Here is a 21,671-nt window from a genome sequence, read left to right as displayed (position 1 = left end):
CCAACTTTTTTCACAGCTAACGTAATTTTTAGACGACCGTATTTATTCAATATTTAATATATGCATACAAGAATATGCTTGAAAAAGTTTTAGAAGTAATATCTGCATTGAAAAAAACTCTACAGAAGATTACCTTTAAAACGGTCGAGTTTACAAAAATTTGGCGATCGCTGTACAACTCTGAATAATTCGAGATACAATATTCAATAGGATATTAAATATCGTTTCTCAACTCAGAGAAACAAAAAGGAGCTTAGACACTTGCTTGCCGGCATTAATGGGTCTTGGCTTTTTTTTGTTTAGCTAAATAAATTGAAAGAAATTAACTGTCTAAATAAAGTCATATTTGCTTCAAGAAATAAATGAGACAGTTATCATTTTGCCAGATGCTTAAACTACCTATGTTTGGGAGTTCCTAAACACTTGCTAAACAAATGCGTAATTGCTAAAAGCCCTACTTTAAAAGGCTTTTTCTAAAAATTGCGATTCCGAATAACCCCAAAACGATTCCGAATAACCCCAAAACGATTCCGAATAACCCCAAAACGATTCCGAATAACCCCAAAGCGTTTAGGAGCTAAAAGTATCACCATATATAGTTCTTAGCATTTGTTAATTTTAATTACTGTTTAGGAGTTCCTAAACATTCCTAAACAGTAATTACACTGAATGTAAAAACCACAAACCCTTACAGCAAGAAGTTTATAGCTGCTAGCAGTATGTGTAAAATTATTTGCGTAAGCTATGGTTAGCTATCAATCTAAACCCAGATAAGCTAAAAGCCTGTTTTTCAAAGTTGAGCTGACTGGATGAGGATAGCAACCATTCTCTATTTGAGACAAACGAGAACTTGAAATATTGACTTGTTTAGCCATAGTTCTCAAGCTTTCTCCATTGGCTTTACGAGCTTTTCTAATTTGTTTGCCAAAGGAAAGTGGTTGTTCACTCTTTACTGTTTTTTTGTCTAGTTTAGGAGTCGTTTCTTCTTGAGAAGAGACGGATATAGATTCTATTACTTGTTCTGAGGTTATTTCTGGTTGTTGTAGAGTGCCACTACACGCTAGCCAATTATCGAACCAGTGATTAGGCTTTTTAATTTTACTATCTGGAAGAACCCATCGAGGAACATCTGAGTCATATATAAAACTATAGGGATGCTCAAAACCTCTCAAGGTTCTGAGTCCTCGGTCGAAGCTACGCTTTAAGTTCAAGGCAATGTTCCGCTCTACTTTGGCTGCCGCTATTTCATTTTCGTAACCAATATGTTTAAGAAGAGTCTCTATTTGATAACAGCGTCCATAGTCGTTGGACTGTATGGCAAAAAGAGCAAAATAAGCTAGCCTCAAAGCCATTCTCTCTTGATAGGGATCTAGCTTTAATGCTTCCTGGGTTAAATACCCGAATTCACGTAGATATTCATGACCCGCAAATTTTTCAAACCATAAGCCAGGGCGAAAGGTAATCTCAATATCAATTAGAGGAGATTTTCCACGAGCGTTGTCCTTAACAATATCGGTGATGCTGTAAATTTCCCATAGGTTCGATCTTTCAATAGCAAATACTCCTTTGCTGCGTATCCGCCATTCTCGTACCCAAACCTCTAACCGCTTTAATAGATATACATGATGGGCGATTTGCCTTAGTCTTTCTTCTTTGGATAAATAGCGAGTAGAAGACTTCTTGTTGGTTTTTCGTTCTGATTTGGGTATGTAGCGTCTCTTCTTTTTATCTTCACCAAAGTCAGCCAGTAGCTTAGATACTGACACTTTAATTTCCTCTTTCCAAGCTTCAGGTTTACGAAAAGCGATCGCAGCTAAGGCATAATGTAATTTCAGGGTTTGTTCGCCAAACTGATGAGCAATTACTTCTTTGGTTTGATAAGCTACCTCGGCAAAGTCAGTCAGGTCGAATCGGTCCCGAATTTGCAGTTCGACTCGACCAGAAGAAAAGTCTTTTCCTCCGTTTAAACTATCGTGTCTTAATGCCCAAAATTCCATGCCTGCAACTCCTGCTGTATAAACAGTATCAGTTATTGCGCTACTAGGACATTCTTCATAAAATCTGTTTTGACACAGTTGTGCTTCTGTAGGAGATTTTGTTTCTTTTCGAGATGAAACATCGGATTTACTCTTGATACTAGATTTATGAGATCGTTTTTTTGTACTATTTGTTTTATTTTTAGCGTCAGAATGTCTCATTATTACGCTAGGTATACGAGGATTGAAGTTTCGCTAGGCAAAAAAAAGCATTTTTTTATATAAACGTTGTCTGAATAAAATTGTAAAAAACGCGATCGCCTAATAACTTAGCGCAAAAATCTGATTTTATTCAGTTTCTTCGGCTTTATTGCAGATTAATTTGAATCTTTAAGTCGATCGAGACTAATGGTCTTTAAATATTCATCGATTGAATAGTAAGTTTCGGCAGTACGTATGTAACGCTTGATATAAAGCATGGAAAAGCTCAATACCCAATCGCAATAAGATTCAAAACGCTTTTTAGTGCAGATAACTCGATCTTCTATGCAGTAAACTTTTCTTAGGGATTTTATCGTTTTGGTTTGGTTAAAGGGGAAAGGTCAAGGGGAAAAGGGATGGCAATTCGACGATTAAGTAAAGATAATAGATTGGAGCGTAGCGATCGCCACTCTCTTGCTACGGTTTCTACTTTACCCACTGTCAAAGCAATGGTGGACTGTTTTGAGAAGTATCTTAACCTAACTATCGCTGATGGTCATGCTAGCGTTGATACGGTTAAAACTTATCGCAGTCGGGTTCATCAATTTCTTAGTTGGTGTAAGGAGCGAGAGCTATATCCTGCCCTGATTACACAGGATAATATCAAAGAATACCGCAAACATTTAGTCGATAGCGAGAAAACGTCTCCGACGATTCGTTTGTCTTTACTGGCTATCAAGCATTTTTATACGGCTTGTCTGGCGGATAAGTTGGTTAAGGACAATCCTGTTGTTGGGGTAAAAGCACCACGGGAGAAGCGGGAAATTGGTAGCACGATTAATTATTTAAGCTTGGAAGAATTGCAGCAGATATTTAATAGCGTCGCTCCTACCTATAAAATTCGGGGAGATAAGACTAGACAGGTACAGGTATTGCGCGATCGCGTACTCCTTGGGTGTATGGCACTTCAGGGCTGCCGTAGTATAGAAATGTATCGAGCTAATCTAGGAGATGTTAGCGAGTCCTACGGTCAACATTTTCTCCAGCTTGATGGTAAAAACAGCATCCGAACAGTTGTTTTACGACCCGATTTAGCTGAAGAAATAGCTCAGTATCGACAAGCACGTAGATCTAACAAAGAAAAGCTTACTTTCCAATCTCCTTTATTCATCTCCTTATCTAATCGTCGTTACGCTCAACGCCTATCTAGAAGAGGAATTGGTCATGTTGTCGATGGCTATCTAGAAAAATGCGGCTTGAAACATACCGATCTAGAAAGAAGTATTTCCCCACATAGTTTACGTCACACCGCAGGTACTTTAAGTTTGCAAAACGGTTCTTCTCTACGAGAGGTTCAGGATTTTTTAGGACATGCCGATCCTAAAACTACTGCTGTTTATACACACGTTCTTAGTTCACAGGAGAATAATCCTGCTGCAAAAATTGAAGTTAATTTCTAAGATTGGAAATCAAATAAGCACAGTGTTTAGTTTGTCTATAAAATGTACACAAAATTAAATCTGGTTAATTCTTCTAGTTATTGATATGTGTCACGTTTAAGCCTTTTCACTTTCATCGCTTAATAATATCTGAGCTTGTTTTGTAAGTCCAAACACTTGATTTGCGCGATTTAAAATTTCCCATGCTCGAAGACTCGTTGAGCCAATTCCTGCGATCGCCAAAGGCACTGCAACAGTTCCCAAAAGAATTGCAATGGGTAGAAAAATTAAACTAATTGAGACTAGCAACCCTGTCACTACCGCCCCAGCAATTCCTGCTTCTAAAGTTTGCTTTTTAATTCTAAAGTTACTAGACAAAAAAAAGTACCTTAAACAAGCGATAATTCTCCCCTATCTCTCTCCAAGTCTACGATATTTTCTTTTTAATCCGATACTATTTGCTACTACAAAAGCTAATGCGCGATCGCTTGGCACAAAGATGTTATCTATTTTATACGATCGCTAGTTCTGCATTTAATTTGAAGTTTGAGCTTTCAGAAAATGTATAGATAAATTACAAACTAAAAAGTTTTTCGATCTTTTGTTGCCTAGAATTCTAATTATTAACAATGTCATTCGATATTAGAAGTTTTAAGCCTCAAATTATTAAACAAATCTAAAAGAAATCTCTGGCAATTGTCTTTAGAAGTATTGTTGAAATAATGTAATTCGGTCTGTATTACAAGCTATCCAATCGATTTGAGCAATCTTTCTCATGTCAAAAGTTAATATTTCTTCATCTTTTTCTAATGTTAATGATGCCGTTTCTGCTGAAGTATTGGAAAATTCTCAAGACCTAGCTAATAATTTAATCGCTCAATTTGCAGATCGCTCTGATTTCAGCGATCGCATAAAATTGGTTTTTAATAACGGTACGGACATTAATCGCTTCAGATCGGATTGGAGAACGGGAAATTTTGTTTTACCAGAAATTGAAGTTGTTTCTTCGCAACAAATTAACGGGGCAAATGGTGCGTTTTCGTCCCAGACGGGCAAGATTTATTTAGCGGAAGAGTTTTTATTGGCGAATCAGTCGGATACAGAAGCCGTTGCCAAAGTAATTATTGAAGAATACGGACACTATATCGATAGCCAAATTAATTCTAGCGATACACCTGGAGATGAAGGGGCGATTTTTGCTGCTTTGGTGTTGGGAGAAGATTTGAGTAGCGATCGCTTGCAGGAGTTGAGAGGGGAAGATGACAGTGCGGTAGTAGTTATTGATGGGGAATCAATTGCGATCGAGCAAGCTCTTGTGCTGAGAGAGAAAGGGTCAACAACTAATTCTATTTATATTGACGGGTTACTTTTAGGCGAAACTGCGCCATTCTTGGGTACAGACAATACCTCAGTTAATGGTGAAACAACCTTTACTTATTCTTTTTTAGGTGAAGCTTTTGCTGGCTTAGATGACTTTGGGGATAGATTGGGCGGTTTCGCTAGGGAGACTATAAATTGGAATGACGCTGAGATAGACGCAGTTACAAAAATATTTCCATTAATAGAAAATATTGCCAATATTAAGTTTGAGCCTGCATCAGAATCTAATAGAGATATTGCAGATTTGAAGTTTTTTAAGACCACTCCCGATCAAAGTGACATAGGTAAATTTTTTGGTCGAGCATGGACACCAGAATTCGAGCAGAGAGGAATCATATATTTCAACTCAAAAAGCTCACATTGGAATGACATAGACCAACAAGGTAGTTCTGGATTCTCTATTTTGTTTCATGAACTAATGCACAGTTTAGGACTCGATCACCCTTTTGAAGGAGAAAGATATCCTGGTGTAAACAATGAAGACGATTTTGGTGAAAATAATTTGAATAGCGGTTTGTGGACAGCTATGTCTTATAACCACTTTAATATCTTAGGCGTAGATGAAGACCAGATAGTTGTAGAAAGAATCCCTGGAACTCCTATGGGGTTCGATATTGCAGCTTTGCAATATTTGTACGGCGCAAATACAAGCTATGAGAATGGTGATAGTGAATATAGACTAGATGATATTGAGGGAAAAGGATTTCAGGCAATTTGGGATACGGGGGGAAATAATGATGTTATAACGGCTGCGGGACTGGACAGAGGTGTAAGAATCGCTCTTCGTAATATGCCTCTGAATGGTAACGAATTCACTTTTCGTTTATCTGTTTCTCATATTGGCAGTTTTGATAATGCTACAAGTGGTTTCACTATTGCTCCTTTTCCATTAAATGTAAGTGAAGAAGAAAAAACAAAATATATAATCGAAAATGCTATAGGTTCAGATGAGAATGACACTATCTTCGGTAACGACAGTAACAACATTTTGAGAGGAGAAGCCGAAAATAGTCAATTATTCGATCTGGGTGGAAATGACTTTATCAAAGGATATGGCGGTAACGACGTAATCTATGGTGAGATTGGAAATGATTCGCTCTTTGGAGATGGTGGTAGTGACTCAATAGTAGGTGGAAGTGGCAACGATCTAATTTCTGGAAGAATAGGTAGCGATACTCTATTGGGCGGTGCTGATAGTGACACAATTTCTGGAGGAAGGGGTAACGATACTATATTTGGTGGTGACGGTAACGATTTAATTCATGGCGGGTCATCTGACAGCAATGAAATAGATGTTTTAGTAGGTGGTTCTGGAAACGATATATTTTATTTAGGAAATGAAATAAAACTTTCTTATGGCTTGGGTAACGGAAAAGGTTTTGCCCTAATCAGAGATTATCAAAATGGCGATGGGATTGCTGTCAGTCCAGGCATAGGGGCAAGCGAACTATTTACAGAAGAGAAAATATACAATAATATTCCAGGGCTAGGCATCTACTATAATAATGATGCGATCGCATTTCTAGAAAATGTAACGGAAAGACCGCGTTTTCTGACGATAAGAAATCCCAACAATAGTGTTTCTTCAGCAAGCGTTCAACAAAGCTCTACATCATCTACTACTTTTAATCTTACAAGCACGGATGAGTCTAATTTTAGCGAACCATCTGATGCTGCTGTTTCTATAGGTAGTTTTGATGAAGTCATAAATGTTGAGGATTCTGGCTTCTTCGTTTTTGACGGCGAAGATATAGGCAATATTCAAGATGGATTATCGGGTTTACTGACAGATATCGGGCAAGATGTCATTGAAGAAATTACTGGTGATAATCTCTTTCTAAATTTAATTGCCGATAGCCTAAGCGATGCTAATTTTGGCTTCTTTGATAACATTGCTGGAGCGATTTCTAGCGAATTGGATTTAACAGATGTATTCACTCCACAGGCATTTGTTAGCAGTATCAATCAGAAGTTTGCTGATAATGATTTAGAAAATGTATCGGTTAGTCTAATTGAAGATAATGACTATGAAGTTATCTTTGGGTTGAATTTTACAGAATCTCCCGATACTGGAAATATCACTTTCAATGCGAGAAGTTTAGCTGACTTAGGTTTACCTCTGTCTTTTACAGGTGGAGTAGATTTTGATTTTGATGCTTCCGCAGCTATCAACTTTGGAGTAAGCGTCGATACTAACGAGTTTTTTGTCGATACGGGGTTGCAGCGCGAAGTAGATGTTAACCTCAACATTCAAAATACAGATACACTAAAAACTGAATTAGGAAATTTTGCAATAACCGCATCCGACCGCAGTATCGATCCTGAAGAGGAGTTGTTTGAAGAGAATCCTGGCAAAGCGTTTCAGGCTTCACTAAATTTCGGCTTAGATCTGCAAGACACTTCTGATGATGGGGATGGAAGGTTAACCACAGATGAGATAGTTGATTCTAGTTTAGAGCCTTCTTTAATTGGCGAACTCAATATCAATCCGCTTCTAGAGATTAGTACTGGTATCTCAGAAGTACCTGATTTAGATATAACTCTCGATTACAACGCTCAATATAATTTTATCGAGGGTCAATTTGTTGCACCTGAAGAAGTAATAACTCCCGATAATGTTACTCCTCCTGCACTGTTTTTGGACGGTGAAGAAGTTAATTCTGGCAATTTTGCAGAAATAGTTGGTAATAGAGTATCAGATATAATTGTTGATAATTTAGGTCTGAGTAGGATTGTTCAAGAGTTTGATCGCTTTTTAGCTCAGATAGAAGATACTTTGGGTTCTGATATTTTTGAGTTAGATATTCCTTTTATCGGTGATGCTTTAAGTGGGAATTTAGATGCTACTGGTTTTATAAGCGATATTAGAAATAGTTTATCGAATGGGTTTCAGAATTTTGCTGCTAGTGGGGTAGAAGCTTTAGTAAAAGAGATAGGTAGTCTTGAATATATCACTGCTAATTCGACAGAAGATGAAAATGAAATTGTTATAAATATTGGCTTAGATAGTGAAGATGGACAGCCGATAGGGTTCGAGACCAATCTTGCTCCAGATTTAGGAGTTCTAGATAGTTTAGGTTTAGATATTAGTGCAGAAGCGGATATTAATTTAGATTTTCAAGCTGAAAATGCACTACAGGTGACTATTAATAAAACTGATGGTGCTATTGATTTTAATCTTGGTGGAGATTCTTCAGGAAATGACCCTTCAGATATACCTGACGATCTCACAATCGATTTATCTCTCAATCTACCTCAAAATACGGTATTTAATGGCAGTTTAGGATTTTTGGATGTTGAATTAGAATCAGCATTAGGTAATAACGATTTAAGTTTTGGAGTAGGCATAGATTTAGATACTTTTGATTATGAATTTGATTATTCAGATCTAAGCGTCATTGACTTATATAAATTAGAAGTATCTGCTCCCGATCTGGGAGATATTGGTGGTTTGCCAACAGTTACTTTGCCATCATTTAGTACCCTTCTAAGTTTTGATTTTAGTCAAATAAATACCGATTCAGATGGTGAGGTTGAGCTACCGTTTATATTTAAAGATGTTTCAATTAACGCTGAGAGTCTTTCGGAAGGATTTTTGGGTTCTTTTGTTAATACACTAGACCCTATTATTGGTGAAAACAGTGAGATTGGAACTTTTGTTCGACAGATATCGGCAGATATAGAGCCTTTATCTAATGTAAATGCTATTAGGGAATTCTTTGATAATCCAAATTCAGAATTTAGTAGTGGGAATGGAGACGGTGAAGTTAGTTTAATTGAAGTGGCAACCAATCCTTTTGTCGGTCAATTTGTCGGAGATGAAGCACCAGAATATGAAGAATTTCTTGAATCTGTTAGAGACATAGCCGAATTTACTAACGATTTAGATACTTTCTCAAACACATTATCATTATTAGCAGACGGCGATGGAAACATAAACTTAGGAGATATTACCTTAAACAATCTAAGTTCGGGTAATCTAACTCCAACTTTTAATAATGATGATGAAGGCTTCAAAGAGGCACAACCAGAAGCAAAAGAAGAAGTAGGAGAAACAGAAGAAGGAGAATTTGTATTACCTCAAGGGTTGAAAATACCTTTGTTTGACGATCCTTTGGGTACTGCTTTTAATGTTCTGACTGGTGCTAATAATGTTTCGTTAATTGAATACACCATTCCAGAGTTATCTTTTAGTACCGAATTAAGTAAGTTTTTCCCTGTCGTTGGTCCTTTGGGAGTCAGGTTGGGTGGTTCGCTATCTGCTAATGCTAATTTGGGCTTTGGTTTCGATACCTATGGTTTGCAAACGGGAAATCAAGTCCAAGGTTTTTATTTTCTGGATAGACATGAAGAAAAAGACAATGAAGGCAATCTTGTATTGGATAGTCAAGGTAATCCTGTATTAACCGATTTACCCGAATTTAACCTTAATGCCAGAGTCACCGCCGAAGGAGGCGCAGAATTAGGAGTTGGTAGGGGTTTTGTCGGCGGAAATCTAACAGGTGATGTCGATTTCGATCTGGTAGACCCCGACAATGATGGCAGGATTCGTCCTAATGAAATTAGTGGCGATCTTAGCGATTTATTTGATGTTAGTGCGGAATTAACGGCTGGATTACAAGCCTGGTTTGAAGTGGGTTATGGCAGGTTGTCTGTTAGAGAAGACTTCGATTTCGGCAGTATCACACTACTAGAAATAGAACCAAACGAACCGCCATTTAATCCTGCTTTGGGTTATGTAGTTGATGGTACTTTAATTCTCAATCAAGGAAGCGATCGCGCTGTAGCTAAAGATATCACTAACGAACTATTCCAAATCGCTCAAACTCCCGATGGCGCAATTCAAATAGTTGCTTTTAACAATACCCAAAGCTTTAGCGGAGTCAACCTAATCTCTGGCAACGGTAAAGATGACAACGACACTTTAGAAGCTTTCGTTGAAGTAACTGTTGCAGCAGAATTTGATGGGGGAAGTGGGAACGATAGCTTAATTGGTGGAAGTGGAGACGATACCTTACTAGGAGGTAATGGAAACGATACTTTAGAAGGGAAAGCAGGAAACGACAGCTTAATTGGTGGAAGTGGAGACGATCGCCTGTTTGGAGGAACAGGTAACGATGAACTAAAAGGCGATCGCGGTAATGATAATTTAGTTGGTGATGCAGGAAATGATATTCTAGAGGGCGATCGCGGTAGAGATACTCTAGCAGGAGGAGCAGGAAATGATAATCTTTCTGGAGGCAGCGATCGCGACACTCTCTACGGTGATGTCGGAAATGATATTTTAGATGGTGGTAGCGATGCCGATTATCTCGAAGGTGAAGAAGGAAATGATTCCCTCAGAGGAGAATTTGGTGAAGATACCCTCTACGGTGGAGAAGGTGAAGATACTCTAGAGGGGGGAGACAGCGATGACTATCTTGACGGCGGAGCAAACAATGACACACTTTTAGGAGAATCGGGAGAAGATACTCTCTACGGACGCACTGGTAACGATAGCTTAGATGGTGGATTTGGAGAGGATGTTCTTTACGGAGAAGCAGGTAACGATATCCTCTTTGGCAATCTGGGAGCAGATACTCTTTATGGTGCTGCTGGTGCGGATAGTTTAATCGGTGGGGTTGATAACGATCTTTTAGAAGGAGCGATCGGTAACGATACCCTAGAAGGCAGCGACGGAGCAGATACCTTACTCGGAGAAGAAGGAAACGATAGTCTGCTTGGCGGTCAAGGTGAAGATAGCTTAGTTGGCTCTGTGGGCAATGATGAATTAGATGGTGAAGCGGGCGAAGATGAGCTTTACGGTGATTCGGGAAGAGATATTCTTCGTGGAGGTAGTGATGATGATGAACTTTACGGTGGCATAGACGACGACAATTTGGCAGGTGGTTCGGAAAATGACGAACTTTACGGTGGTGAAGGAAATGACGAACTCTCTGGAGACGCGGGAGAAGATACTTTAGAGGGTGAATCGGGAGATGATACTCTTCGCGGAGGAAGCGATACGGACGTTCTCATCGGTGGAGGAGGAGAAGACCTTTTAGATGGTGAAACAGGAACGGATAGTCTGTTTGGTGGCTTTGGCGAAGATATTTTGCGAGGAGGCGCACAAGATGATGTTCTCTACGGCGAGGGAGGAAAAGATACTTTAGAAGGGGGTACTGATAATGACACTCTCTTTGGTGGTGCGGATGACGACTCTTTAGAAGGCGGTAGCGGAAATGATTCTCTTCTCGGAGAAGCAGGTTTTGATATCTTAGACGGTCAAGCAGGTGATGACATTCTAGATGGGGGAGAATCAGCAGATACCCTCAATGGTGGTGATGGTAACGACATTGTTAGGGGTGGTGAAGACAACGATCTCTTACAAGGAGATGATGAAAATAGTTTTGAAGAGAATAGCGAAGAATTTAACGATACTTTAGAGGGAGAAGCAGGAGACGACGAATTATTTGGTGCATCGGGTAACGATGTTCTAATTGGTGGTGATGGAGATGATACTCTCGCTGGTGGTTTCGGCGACGATACATTAATTGGGGACGATCCAGAAGAAAGCAATCCCGAAGAAGAGAATACAGAAGAAAGTAATACCGAAGAAAACAATACAGAAAACGAAAGTAAAGGCAAAAATGTCTTCGTACTCGCACCAAACCAGGGTACGGACATTATCAAAGACTTTACTTTATTGCCCGAAAACTTCGATCCAGAAACCCAAGAAATAGATGATGCGGATATTATTCTGTTGTCTGACGGCTTAAGCTTTAACTTTATCGAGATAGTAGAAGGTGAAGTTGTAGATTCTGAAGGTAACATAATCCAGGGTGCAGCAATTATCGATAAAGATACCAACGAAACCCTAGCCATATTAGAAGGTATCGAACCAGAACGACTCAGCCGTGCTTATTTCGACGAAGAAAATGTCGCTCCAGATCGCTTGGAGTTTGAAAGTAAAAAACCAGTTTACGCTCAAGACGAAACTGTAACCCTTGTCAATACTCTTGTCAGAGATGCTAACGGCATTCAAGATGTAGAATTAATCGATTTCTGGCTCAGAGGATACGAAGGAGCAGATGTTTGGACGGATTTAAACAACTTCCTCACTGACCTTAATGGCAATATTGGCTTTAGCGACCTTAATAATCTCAATCCTCAAACACCTATCGGCGAACAAATTACAATTAATAATGCTCACTGGTTAGATTATGATGGTGACAGCGATTTAGACATCTTTACCGTTCGTCAGGGTTATCAACAACTAAATACCTTCCAGAGCATTTATCAAAATCAGGGAGAAGACGAATTTAACCAGACCAATATCTTATTACCTGGCTACAGCGTTACAGGGAATGCTTGGGCAGATTACGACAATGACGGCGATCTAGATTTAGTTGGGGAATCTGCTGAAGGTGCAATACAAAAAACAGGCATTTGGCAAAACAACGACAATAATTTTACCTTTGTCGAACTTACTGCTACCACATCAATTAAGAACGGTGTTGCAAGCTGGGGTGATTACGACAGCGATGGTGACTCAGATTTAATTCTAACTGGCGTTGATGCAGAAGATGAATCTCAGGCGCGTACTCAGTTATTTAATAACGACGGTGATGGCAATCTTACCGAAGTAGATGCAAATCTGACTGGTAATGTCGGTACTGTTGATTGGGGAGATGCTGACAATGACGGAGATTTAGATTTAATTATTTCAGGTACTGCCGATCCGCAAACTGATAGCTTTACTACTACTGTTTATCTTAATAACGACGGGACATTTGACGGAGTTTTCACCGTTGAAGATGTCAAACAGGGAACGGTTAAATGGGGCGACTTCAATGGCGATAATAATCTCGATTTTGCGGTAGTGGGAGGAGTAGAAACCGAAATTATCGTTGATGATAACGGAGAGGAACAAGTTGCGATTGTCGATCGCGGTTTTGCTCGTATCTATCAAGGTGACGGTGCTGGCGGATTTGACCTATTACAAGAAGTAGAAGGAGTTCAAGATAGTAGCGTTGACTGGGGCGACTACGATAACGATGGTGACTTAGATTTACTGATAACTGGATTGAGCAACCAATTCCGTCTTACTGCTGATGGTGAATTCGTCCGCATTCCCGCTACTTTTATCTATCGCTACGACGAGGAAACCAATTCATTCAGTCAAATTATTCCCAATCTACCCGAAGTAGGTGGCGGTAACTCTAGTTGGGGAGATTACGACAGCGACGGCGACTTAGATATTCTAGTTTCTGGTTTCGACTTCTTTAACAATCCCATTACTAAAGTTTATCGCAACGATGGTTACGGCACTTATGCCAATGAATGGCAACAAAGCGATTTTGGCAACCACATCTTATTTGGTGCTGGGGTCAGAAGAGATGTATTTGTTATCGATACTGAAAGCGAGATCGAAACTATCTACAGCTTCAAACCAGGACAGGATTTACTATATCTCAGCAACGGTCTAACCTTTGATGACCTAGAGCTGCAAGATCTAGAAAGTGGCGACACGGCAATAGTTCTTAAGTCCGATAACCGCACTTTAGCAATTCTGCAAGACGTAACTGCTGCTGAAATTAGCGAGTCCGATCTGGTAATTACTCTGAATAAAGATAGTAGAAACGTTGTCCTCGATAACTTTAACCCAGAACGCGATTTAATCTATTTAACTGAAGGATTAAACGAAGATGTTATTGAGTTTGTAGCTGCCGAAAACAATACTCAAATTATTCTCTCTGGAACAGAAGAAGTTATTGCAACTATTAATAATGCTTCGATAGAAGATATTGAAAGCAACCTCCTCACCGAACAAATCAACTTTATCGATCCTGTCTTTACGGCATTTAATAATGATTCTCGCTTGGCAAGTTTCGACTATGAATTAAACGGTTTAGCACCAGGAGATTACACCCTCAGAGGTACGGCTTACGACCACGAAACCGCTAACGAAATAATTTCTCAAGGTGTTACCTTAATTAATCCTTTACTTGAAATACCAAATTCCGATAGAGAATTTGTCCTCGAAGATCGAGCTTACGACAGCGACACTGCCAATGAAATTATTTCCCAAAATATCAATCCGTCAACGGAGGTATCGGAGCAAGATACAGAAATTATCGAGCTAGAAGGAACTCAGGTAATAGATTGGATTTATCAAGTCGGTTCTACAATTCCTGATAATGCTGATGAGGGTATCTACAATACAGTCGACCGCTCAAATGGTATTGCGGTAGATTCTACTGGTCGAGTTCATTTTGTTGGAACAACTGGAGGGATATTACCAGGTTATGTACCTTCAGAATCCGAACAGCAAGAAGAAAATAGGGATTTTTGGTATGGAAGCATAGCTTCTCAGGGAACATCACCCGCAATCAATCAAGTTTTAACTACATCGGGCAGGATAATTTTTGAGGGAGGAGAACTATTTGAAGCTGGGGGCAACGTAATTAGAGTCGCGGGAATAGTTGCCTATGAAAATAGCCTCTACACTATACGTAATTTTACAGACGATAATACTGATGAGGATGGCAATATAAATGGGAATTTATTCTTTACCAGAATAGAGCAAATCGATCCTGCTACAAGAGAAATAGTTAGATCTATTGACGCTGAAATAGCTGATTCAAACAGACAAGATTTGGATTTAGCTGTAGATAGTTTAGGCAATCTTTATTCAGTTGGTTTTACTAATGCTTCGAGACTAGGAAATGCTTTCCTTTCTAAATACGATCGCGAAACCCTCTTTAATTCTGAATCTCTCACAATCGGTACGGATGATGGTTCAACTGGAGCTAGTGCGATCGCTATTTCTTCAGATGATAGTATTTATCTTACTGGTGATACTACTGGTAAATTAGTTCCAGGTATATCTAAAGACGAATTCGACCAAAGAGATATTTGGGTTGCTAAATATCAAAACACGGAATCTGGCTTAGAACAAGTTTGGCTACAGCAATTTAGCCTCGGAGAAGTAGAATTTGCCCAAGATATTGCTGTAGATTCCGAAAACAATGTTTACGTTACCGGCGAAATTACGGGTATTGAAGGTGGAGATATTGTTGGCAAAGATCGTATTTGGTTGACTAAATTCCAAGCTGACGGCGATCGCGAATGGACGAGAATTCTAGATTTTGATTCTTCTTTAGCCGATCTTCCCAAAGGCATCACGATAGATGAGTCCGATAATATTTATATTACTGGTGAAAATCGAACAGGAGAATCTTCAAATAGTCAAACAGACGTATTTCTCGCCAAATATGACACCGAGAGCAATCTAATCTGGACTCAGAATTTCGGAACGAGTGCTAATGATGATGTTGAGAATCTAACAGTTGACGGCGCAGGAAATCTCTATCTGACTGGTTCTACTCTATCTGGACTCAACGGTCAAAATCAGGGTAGTGGAGATGCTTGGGTAGCTAAGTTCAATGACATAGAAAACAGCGATCGCATTGAGAAAGAAAGATTTATTCTCGGCGACTCTACAGGCAATTTCTATGGTTCGGGTAACATTGCTCGAATTACAGGATTTGATGCTGCGATCGGTGATACTATCCAGCTTCACGGTTCGTCCGAGGATTACGTTTTAGATGCATATTTTGTACAAAGACAAGTTGATGGTGTTTTTCGTGTAGTAGAAACAGGCGTTAACATTTCATACAAACCCAACGATGATGCATTTCCTGAAGAAATAGCTCGAATTGTTGATGGTAGTATTTCTACATCCGATCGCCAACTAGGTTTGAGAATAACCACTGAATTTGAGGCAGGTAACATTGATTTTGTCTCGGCTAGAGAAGATAATGTCGAATCAACTGATTTCACGATTAACAATAACGGAACTTCAGAGGATGATGAATTAATCGGTACGGCAGATGCTTCCGATGTGCTTACTGGCGGAGATGGTAATGATAAGTTAGTTGGTAACTTGGGAAGAGATTATCTAGACGGCGGAACGGGTAATGATACTCTTTATTCGGGAACAGAATCAGAACCATCTGAAGCAGAAATTGAAAACTCAGACGAATCTACTACCTATTCCTTCCTTTATGGTTGGGAAGGCAACGACGAACTCTATGGTTCTGGTTTCGCAGACGAACTTTATGGCGGAACTGGAAACGACGTAATTATTGCTGGTGCTGGTAACGATACCCTAGATGGCGGACAGGGTGATGATGTTTTAGATGGTGGTGCTGGTACAGATGTAATTAGCTTCCGAGATGAATTAGCCAGTGTGGTAGTAAATCTAGAAACTGGTACGGTCAGAGATAGTCAAAATGGAACGGATACTTTCTCGAATATTGAAGGGGCGATCGCTTCTGAATATGCCGATACTATTTTAGGAGACGCAAACGACAACGTTCTTACTGGTTTGGCAGGGGATGATGTAATTACTGCTGGTGCTGGTAACGACACCATTGAAGCTGGTCAGGGTAGCGACATAGTTGATGCGGGTGCGGGTAACGATACAATTATCAACGACGACGGCAACGATACCTTGCTTGGTGGCGAGGGTGATGATATCTACGATCTCAAGCAACAAGCAGAACTAACGGTAGAAGAAGCCTTTACTGCATTAGGTGGAGGAAACCGCCAACAGGGATACATTTACAACGCCGATAACTTCCCTATTAGCTTCGATACTTTCCGTCGTTTTGTTTTCGATGGACTAACTCCCGAACTGGCTGAATTTGGTTTAGAAATAGTAGAAATAGTTACTGAGGAAGGAAGTGAAGACACAGAACCAGTCTTGGGTGATGATGGTTTCTCTCTACTACGTCAGGTAGATTACCCCCTTCAAATCTTAGATGAAGGAGGAGAAGACGATACACTAATTTTAGATGGTGTAGATATTCAAGAAGTAAATATTGAAAATAATGAATATCCTAGTACCAGAGGCGATCGCATTGGCGTAGCTCAAAGAGGTTCATCTCTAGTAATTGACTACAACCAAGATGTTTATCCTAGCCTCGAAAACGATATTGTCATCAACAATTTCTTCGACTTTGATAATCCTGGGGAAGCTGGCACTGGATTTATCGAAACCCTCGATGGCATTGATAGCACCGAGATATTGGCACTAGCCCAGCCCTTTACACCGATAGACTTTGAAGTTCCCGAAGTAGAAACAGGATTCTGGACAAATAGCGGTTCTTGGGGTGATTACGATAACGACGGGGATTTAGATTTTGCGATCGCTTCTGGAGATGATGCAGGAAACGGCTTTACCAGAATTTATCGCAACGACGAGGGTGAATTTGTCTTCGCTGCTTCTTTGGAAGGATACTCAGAGGTAACTTCTTTAGATTGGGGAGATTACGACGGAGACGGAGACTTAGATGTTGTAATTGCAGGGAAGGACGGTCAACCAACACAAAACGATGATGGCACTTTCGATTCTAACTCTACATACAGTGCTGCTGTTTTCCGCAATGAAGGAGGCGATCGCTTTAGTAACGTCGAGTCAATTGATTTAGAGGATGAAGATGGTTCGTCAGTCAAAGACGGAAATGGCGAACCTATTTTTAAAGAAGAAGTTGGCAATGGCGATCTAGTTCTTGACAATGATGAGCCAATTTATGCAAGTTGGGGGAACTACATTACTGTAGATGGCAATTTCTTAAGACCTGAAGATGAAGACCCTCTAGAGCTTACTCTATATTACGAAGATAAGTTAGATATTCTCTTTAGACAATCATCGCAAACTACCGATCCTGAATGGGGTTATCTTGGCGTAGCTCAAAATATCAGAGATAGTTTTGATGAAGTAGAAAAATGGGCTTTCGATACAAGAAATGGGATTGGGTCTGGCAGCAGTGCTACCAATGCTTGGGGAGATTATGACAACGACGGCGATTTAGATGTATTAGTAGTAGAATCTTCTCAAATTACTCTTTACACCAATGATGAAAATGGGGATTTTGAAGAAACAGATACCTTTAGCTTGAATAATTTGGCTGAAAACAGTGATGGTGAGCCTATATCTCTGAAAAGCTCTGCTTCTTTTGGTGATTACGACAATGATGGTTTCCTAGATATTCTAACAACTCGTTATTCTGCCGATGGTTATGCTCAGGTTTCAATTTTTCAAGGAAATGGGACTGAAGAATTTACTGAAATTCCTACTCTAATCCCCAATACTTATAACGGTGAAGCAAGCTGGGGAGATTACGACAACGATGGTGATTTAGATATCCTCTTGATTGGCACGGCTGGAGAAGATAATGAAGAAGGTCTACCTTTTGCTCAAATTTACCGCAACAACATTGCCACCCCTGATACCTCTAATACCGCACCTAAAGCACCAAAAGAATTAAACATAACTACAGGTTCTTTTGATGACTTTGAATTCATTCCAGATAATGGGGGTGTTGGAGAAGATATAAGATTTGAGTGGAGTCCAGCAACAGATGAGGAAACTGCTGATGTTAGTCTTACTTACAATCTTCGCATTGGCACGACTCCTGGTGGTTCGGAATTTTTAGCTGCGGGTATAAGCAACAACGGAACATTACTTTCGCCTGAAATTGGTAATGTAGGCACTAATCTTGAATATGTTCTCAATAATACTAGCGGACTAAAAAGAGGAGTAACCTATTACTGGAGCGTTCAAGCAGTTGACGGTGGTTATCTCGGTTCGGAATTTGCAGCAGAATCTAGTTTTACTTATTTACCATACGACGAAACTCCAACTGAGATCGAGGCTGTCAATGGTAATTCCGCTTGGGGTGATTATGACGGTGACGGCGATCTGGATTTAGTCAAAGGTACGGATCTGTTCGATAATAACCTGGGCGAATCTGAAACAACTTTCAATCTAGCTGAAACAACCTTCAACCCAGATCTTTCTCTAGCTGAAAGCGCAGAAGATGACAGAGTTGATAATGCTTGGGGCGATTATGACGGCGATGGCGATCTAGATTTAGCTGTTACGGGAAATACCACAGCTATCTATCGAAATGATGCCAATGGTAGCGGTGATAACGAGGATGAATCTGTTAATTTGGATTTATCTCTACCTCAAGTAAACAATGGTGCAATAGCTTGGGGAGATTACGACAATGACGGCGATTTAGATCTATTCTCAATGGGAAGGGGAGAAAATGGTTTAATTGCTGAAATACACAGCAACGAAGGTGAATTGGGATTTGCACTAGATGAAAATCAAAGCGAACTCGTGGGTTTAAGTAATGGTGATGCTGCCTGGGCGGATTACGATAATGATGGTGACTTAGATTTAGCGGTAATTGGTAAGAATAATACAAATGTTACCATTGCTGGAATTTACCAAAACAACCTTGGCATTTTAGGTAATTTTATTGCTCTCAATCCAGAAGGTTCTGAATATATTAGTGAAGACAATCCCAACTCTATCGCTTGGGGCGATTATGACAGCGATGGTTATCTCGACCTTCTGGTAACTGCTGCTACAAATACCGATTCCTATCATCAAATCTATCAAAATAACCAGGATGGTAGTTTTAGCAACATTGAGGCAGAACAATTGGGAGAAACGTCCCCCAATGGTAAATCTACCTGGGCTGATTTTAATAACGACGGTCAGTTAGATGTGATTTTATCGGGCGAACAACACGCAGCTTTTGAAAATCAAAACGGTCAATTCCAAAGAACTTATTTCCGAGATGTTGATGTTTTAAATTTTGATAATGCTCTAGCTGTTGCTGACTACGATCGCGACGGAGATTTAGATTTTCTGGCAAATCCAACTGGAAACAATAATCGTCTGGGAACAATTATTGAGAGTTCCGCACCAGCAATCTATGAAAATCTACTGCAAGATCGAGCTAATAACTTACCCACTGCACCCACAGAATTAACCGCAGCAACCAATAAAAATAGCGTCACTCTGGAATGGAATTTAGGATCGGATGAAGAAACTCCCGTCGAAGGCTTAACTTACAACCTGCGCGTCGGTACTACTCCAGGGGGTAATGATATTGTCGCGTCGATGTCAGATGGTGAAGGATTGCGATCGCTTCCTGCTTTGGGCAATGTAAATTACAACACCCAATGGAATTTATCTGATTTACCCAACGGCACGTATTATTGGAGTGTCCAAACTATCGACAGCACCTTTGCTGGTTCTGCTTTCTCCGATGAAGGTGAATTTACTATCTCTAATCCTCAAGTAGAAATTCAAAATATAGAAATTCAAGAGGGAGATTCGGGAGAAGTTGAAGCAGAATTTACCGTTACTCTTAACGTAGAAACTATCGACGAACCCGTTACCGTAGATTATGCAACCGTTGATGGTACGGCTACAGCAGGAGAAGATTACGAAGCAACTAGCGGTACTCTTACTTTTAATCCTGCAACAGAAGATAACCCTGTAGAGTTAACTAAAACCGTTAGAGTCAAAGTCTTTGGCGATCGCGAAGATGAAGAGAACGAGACTTTCTCGATTCAATTAAGCAATGTTAGCGACAACGCAGAAATACTAGCTTCCGCAGATATAGCTACAGCTACTATTGATGAGAGCGAAGAAACCGACGGCGATGCTTTACTCCCCGACTATAGCTTCACCGAACTAAAAGTTAACGGCACAGAAACCAATATCTCTTTAGAAAGAGGTAGCTTAGTTAATATTGAGGGTGCGATCGCTAATCTAACAGAATTTACGCCAGAAAATCCTCCTTCTTACCGCTTCTATATTTCAGAAGATGAAACTATAGATCCTGTATTAAACGCAGAAGAAAATGATTCTTTAGTTGTTGATGATGAAACTGGATTAATAACCAATGTACCTACAGGAGTAGAATTAAGTGAAGATATTGCTTTAGTTCCTGAAGTAGTTGCTGATGAAAATTCTCAAGATGAAAATTCTCAACCCGTATTAGAAGATGGAAACTACATCTTTGATGAAGAAAATATTTTAATCCCAACAACCTTAGAAGACGGAGATTATTTCTTAATAGCTGAAGTAAATCAAAGAGAAATTCAACCAGAAGCAGAATTAAATAACAATCTTTTAGCTATTCCGATCTCTATAACTGCTCCAACAGAAGCAACTCCTGAGCAAGATAGTGTCTCGGAAAACATCTTGGAAAACAATAGACAAGAGGCGTTAGAAACAAATCCTAATCTATTGGTAGATTTAGCAGTAAGTAATGTTAATATTTCTAATTTAGTTCAACCTGGAGGAAGCCTTGATGTTTCCTTTACAGTGACGAATGCAGAAAACAATAGTGCATTAGTCGAATCTGGCACATGGATAACTCAAATTTATCTCTCAGACGATAATGTACCCGATGCTTCCGATTCACTACTCAAAGAAACAATTATAGAGGAAGCCTTACCAGTAAATAGCAATCAGATAATTACGGATACGGTTGAGTTTCCCAACAGTCTGTCAGGAGGAGAACACCTGTTCGTGATTGCTTCTCCCATCGAACAACTAGATTTGGAATCAGAGAACAACATCAGTATTGTCCCTCTCGATATTTAACAGCCAATACATAAGGGCAGTCACAGCAAAGCTTCGATTGGGAGAAGTTTGAACCTTATGATTCGTCCTTCAGATTAAATATAGAAATGCAATCTGCTGTATGTCAAAAATAAATACACATCCTTGTCCAATATGTTTCAAACCTACACCACACCAGGAACTGGTTGCGGGTTTTCTCTACTGAGTGAATTTATCTGGAAGGCTTAATCT

4 protein-coding genes are annotated in these 21,671 nt (G+C 39.7%); 2 read left to right on the top strand and 2 right to left on the bottom strand.

The annotated features are described in order from the left end of the window. Positions 1 to 755 precede the first annotated feature (755 nt). On the bottom strand, positions 756 to 2,198 hold the full coding sequence (locus tag I4641_RS18200) for a helix-turn-helix domain-containing protein (protein ID WP_229642003.1): 1,443 nt from the start codon (positions 2,196 to 2,198) through the stop codon (positions 756 to 758). Positions 2,199 to 2,593: 395 nt separating this feature from the next. Between I4641_RS18200 and I4641_RS18195 the strand changes: the two genes are divergently transcribed. Then, positions 2,594 to 3,637: a tyrosine-type recombinase/integrase gene (locus I4641_RS18195; protein WP_229642002.1), complete on the top strand. Its 1,044-nt coding sequence runs from the start codon at positions 2,594 to 2,596 to the stop codon at positions 3,635 to 3,637. 96 nt (positions 3,638 to 3,733) lie between these two features. Here I4641_RS18195 and I4641_RS18190 read toward each other — a convergent pair whose 3' ends face one another. After that, on the bottom strand, positions 3,734 to 3,994 hold the full coding sequence (locus tag I4641_RS18190; RefSeq protein WP_229642001.1) for a hypothetical protein: 261 nt from the start codon (positions 3,992 to 3,994) through the stop codon (positions 3,734 to 3,736). 397 nt (positions 3,995 to 4,391) lie between these two features. Between I4641_RS18190 and I4641_RS24040 the strand changes: the two genes are divergently transcribed. Beyond that, positions 4,392 to 21,461, top strand: a complete 17,070-nt coding sequence (locus tag I4641_RS24040) for an FG-GAP-like repeat-containing protein (RefSeq protein ID WP_304956540.1) — start codon at positions 4,392 to 4,394, stop codon at positions 21,459 to 21,461. Positions 21,462 to 21,671: the final 210 nt, after the last annotated feature.

It is taken from the genome of Waterburya agarophytonicola KI4 (assembly GCF_020640915.1).
GTDB classification, from domain to species: Bacteria; Cyanobacteriota; Cyanobacteriia; order Cyanobacteriales; family Xenococcaceae; genus Waterburya; species Waterburya agarophytonicola.
The sequence above is the reverse complement of the archived record's forward strand: the minus strand, read 5'-3'. Positions and strand labels throughout refer to the sequence as shown.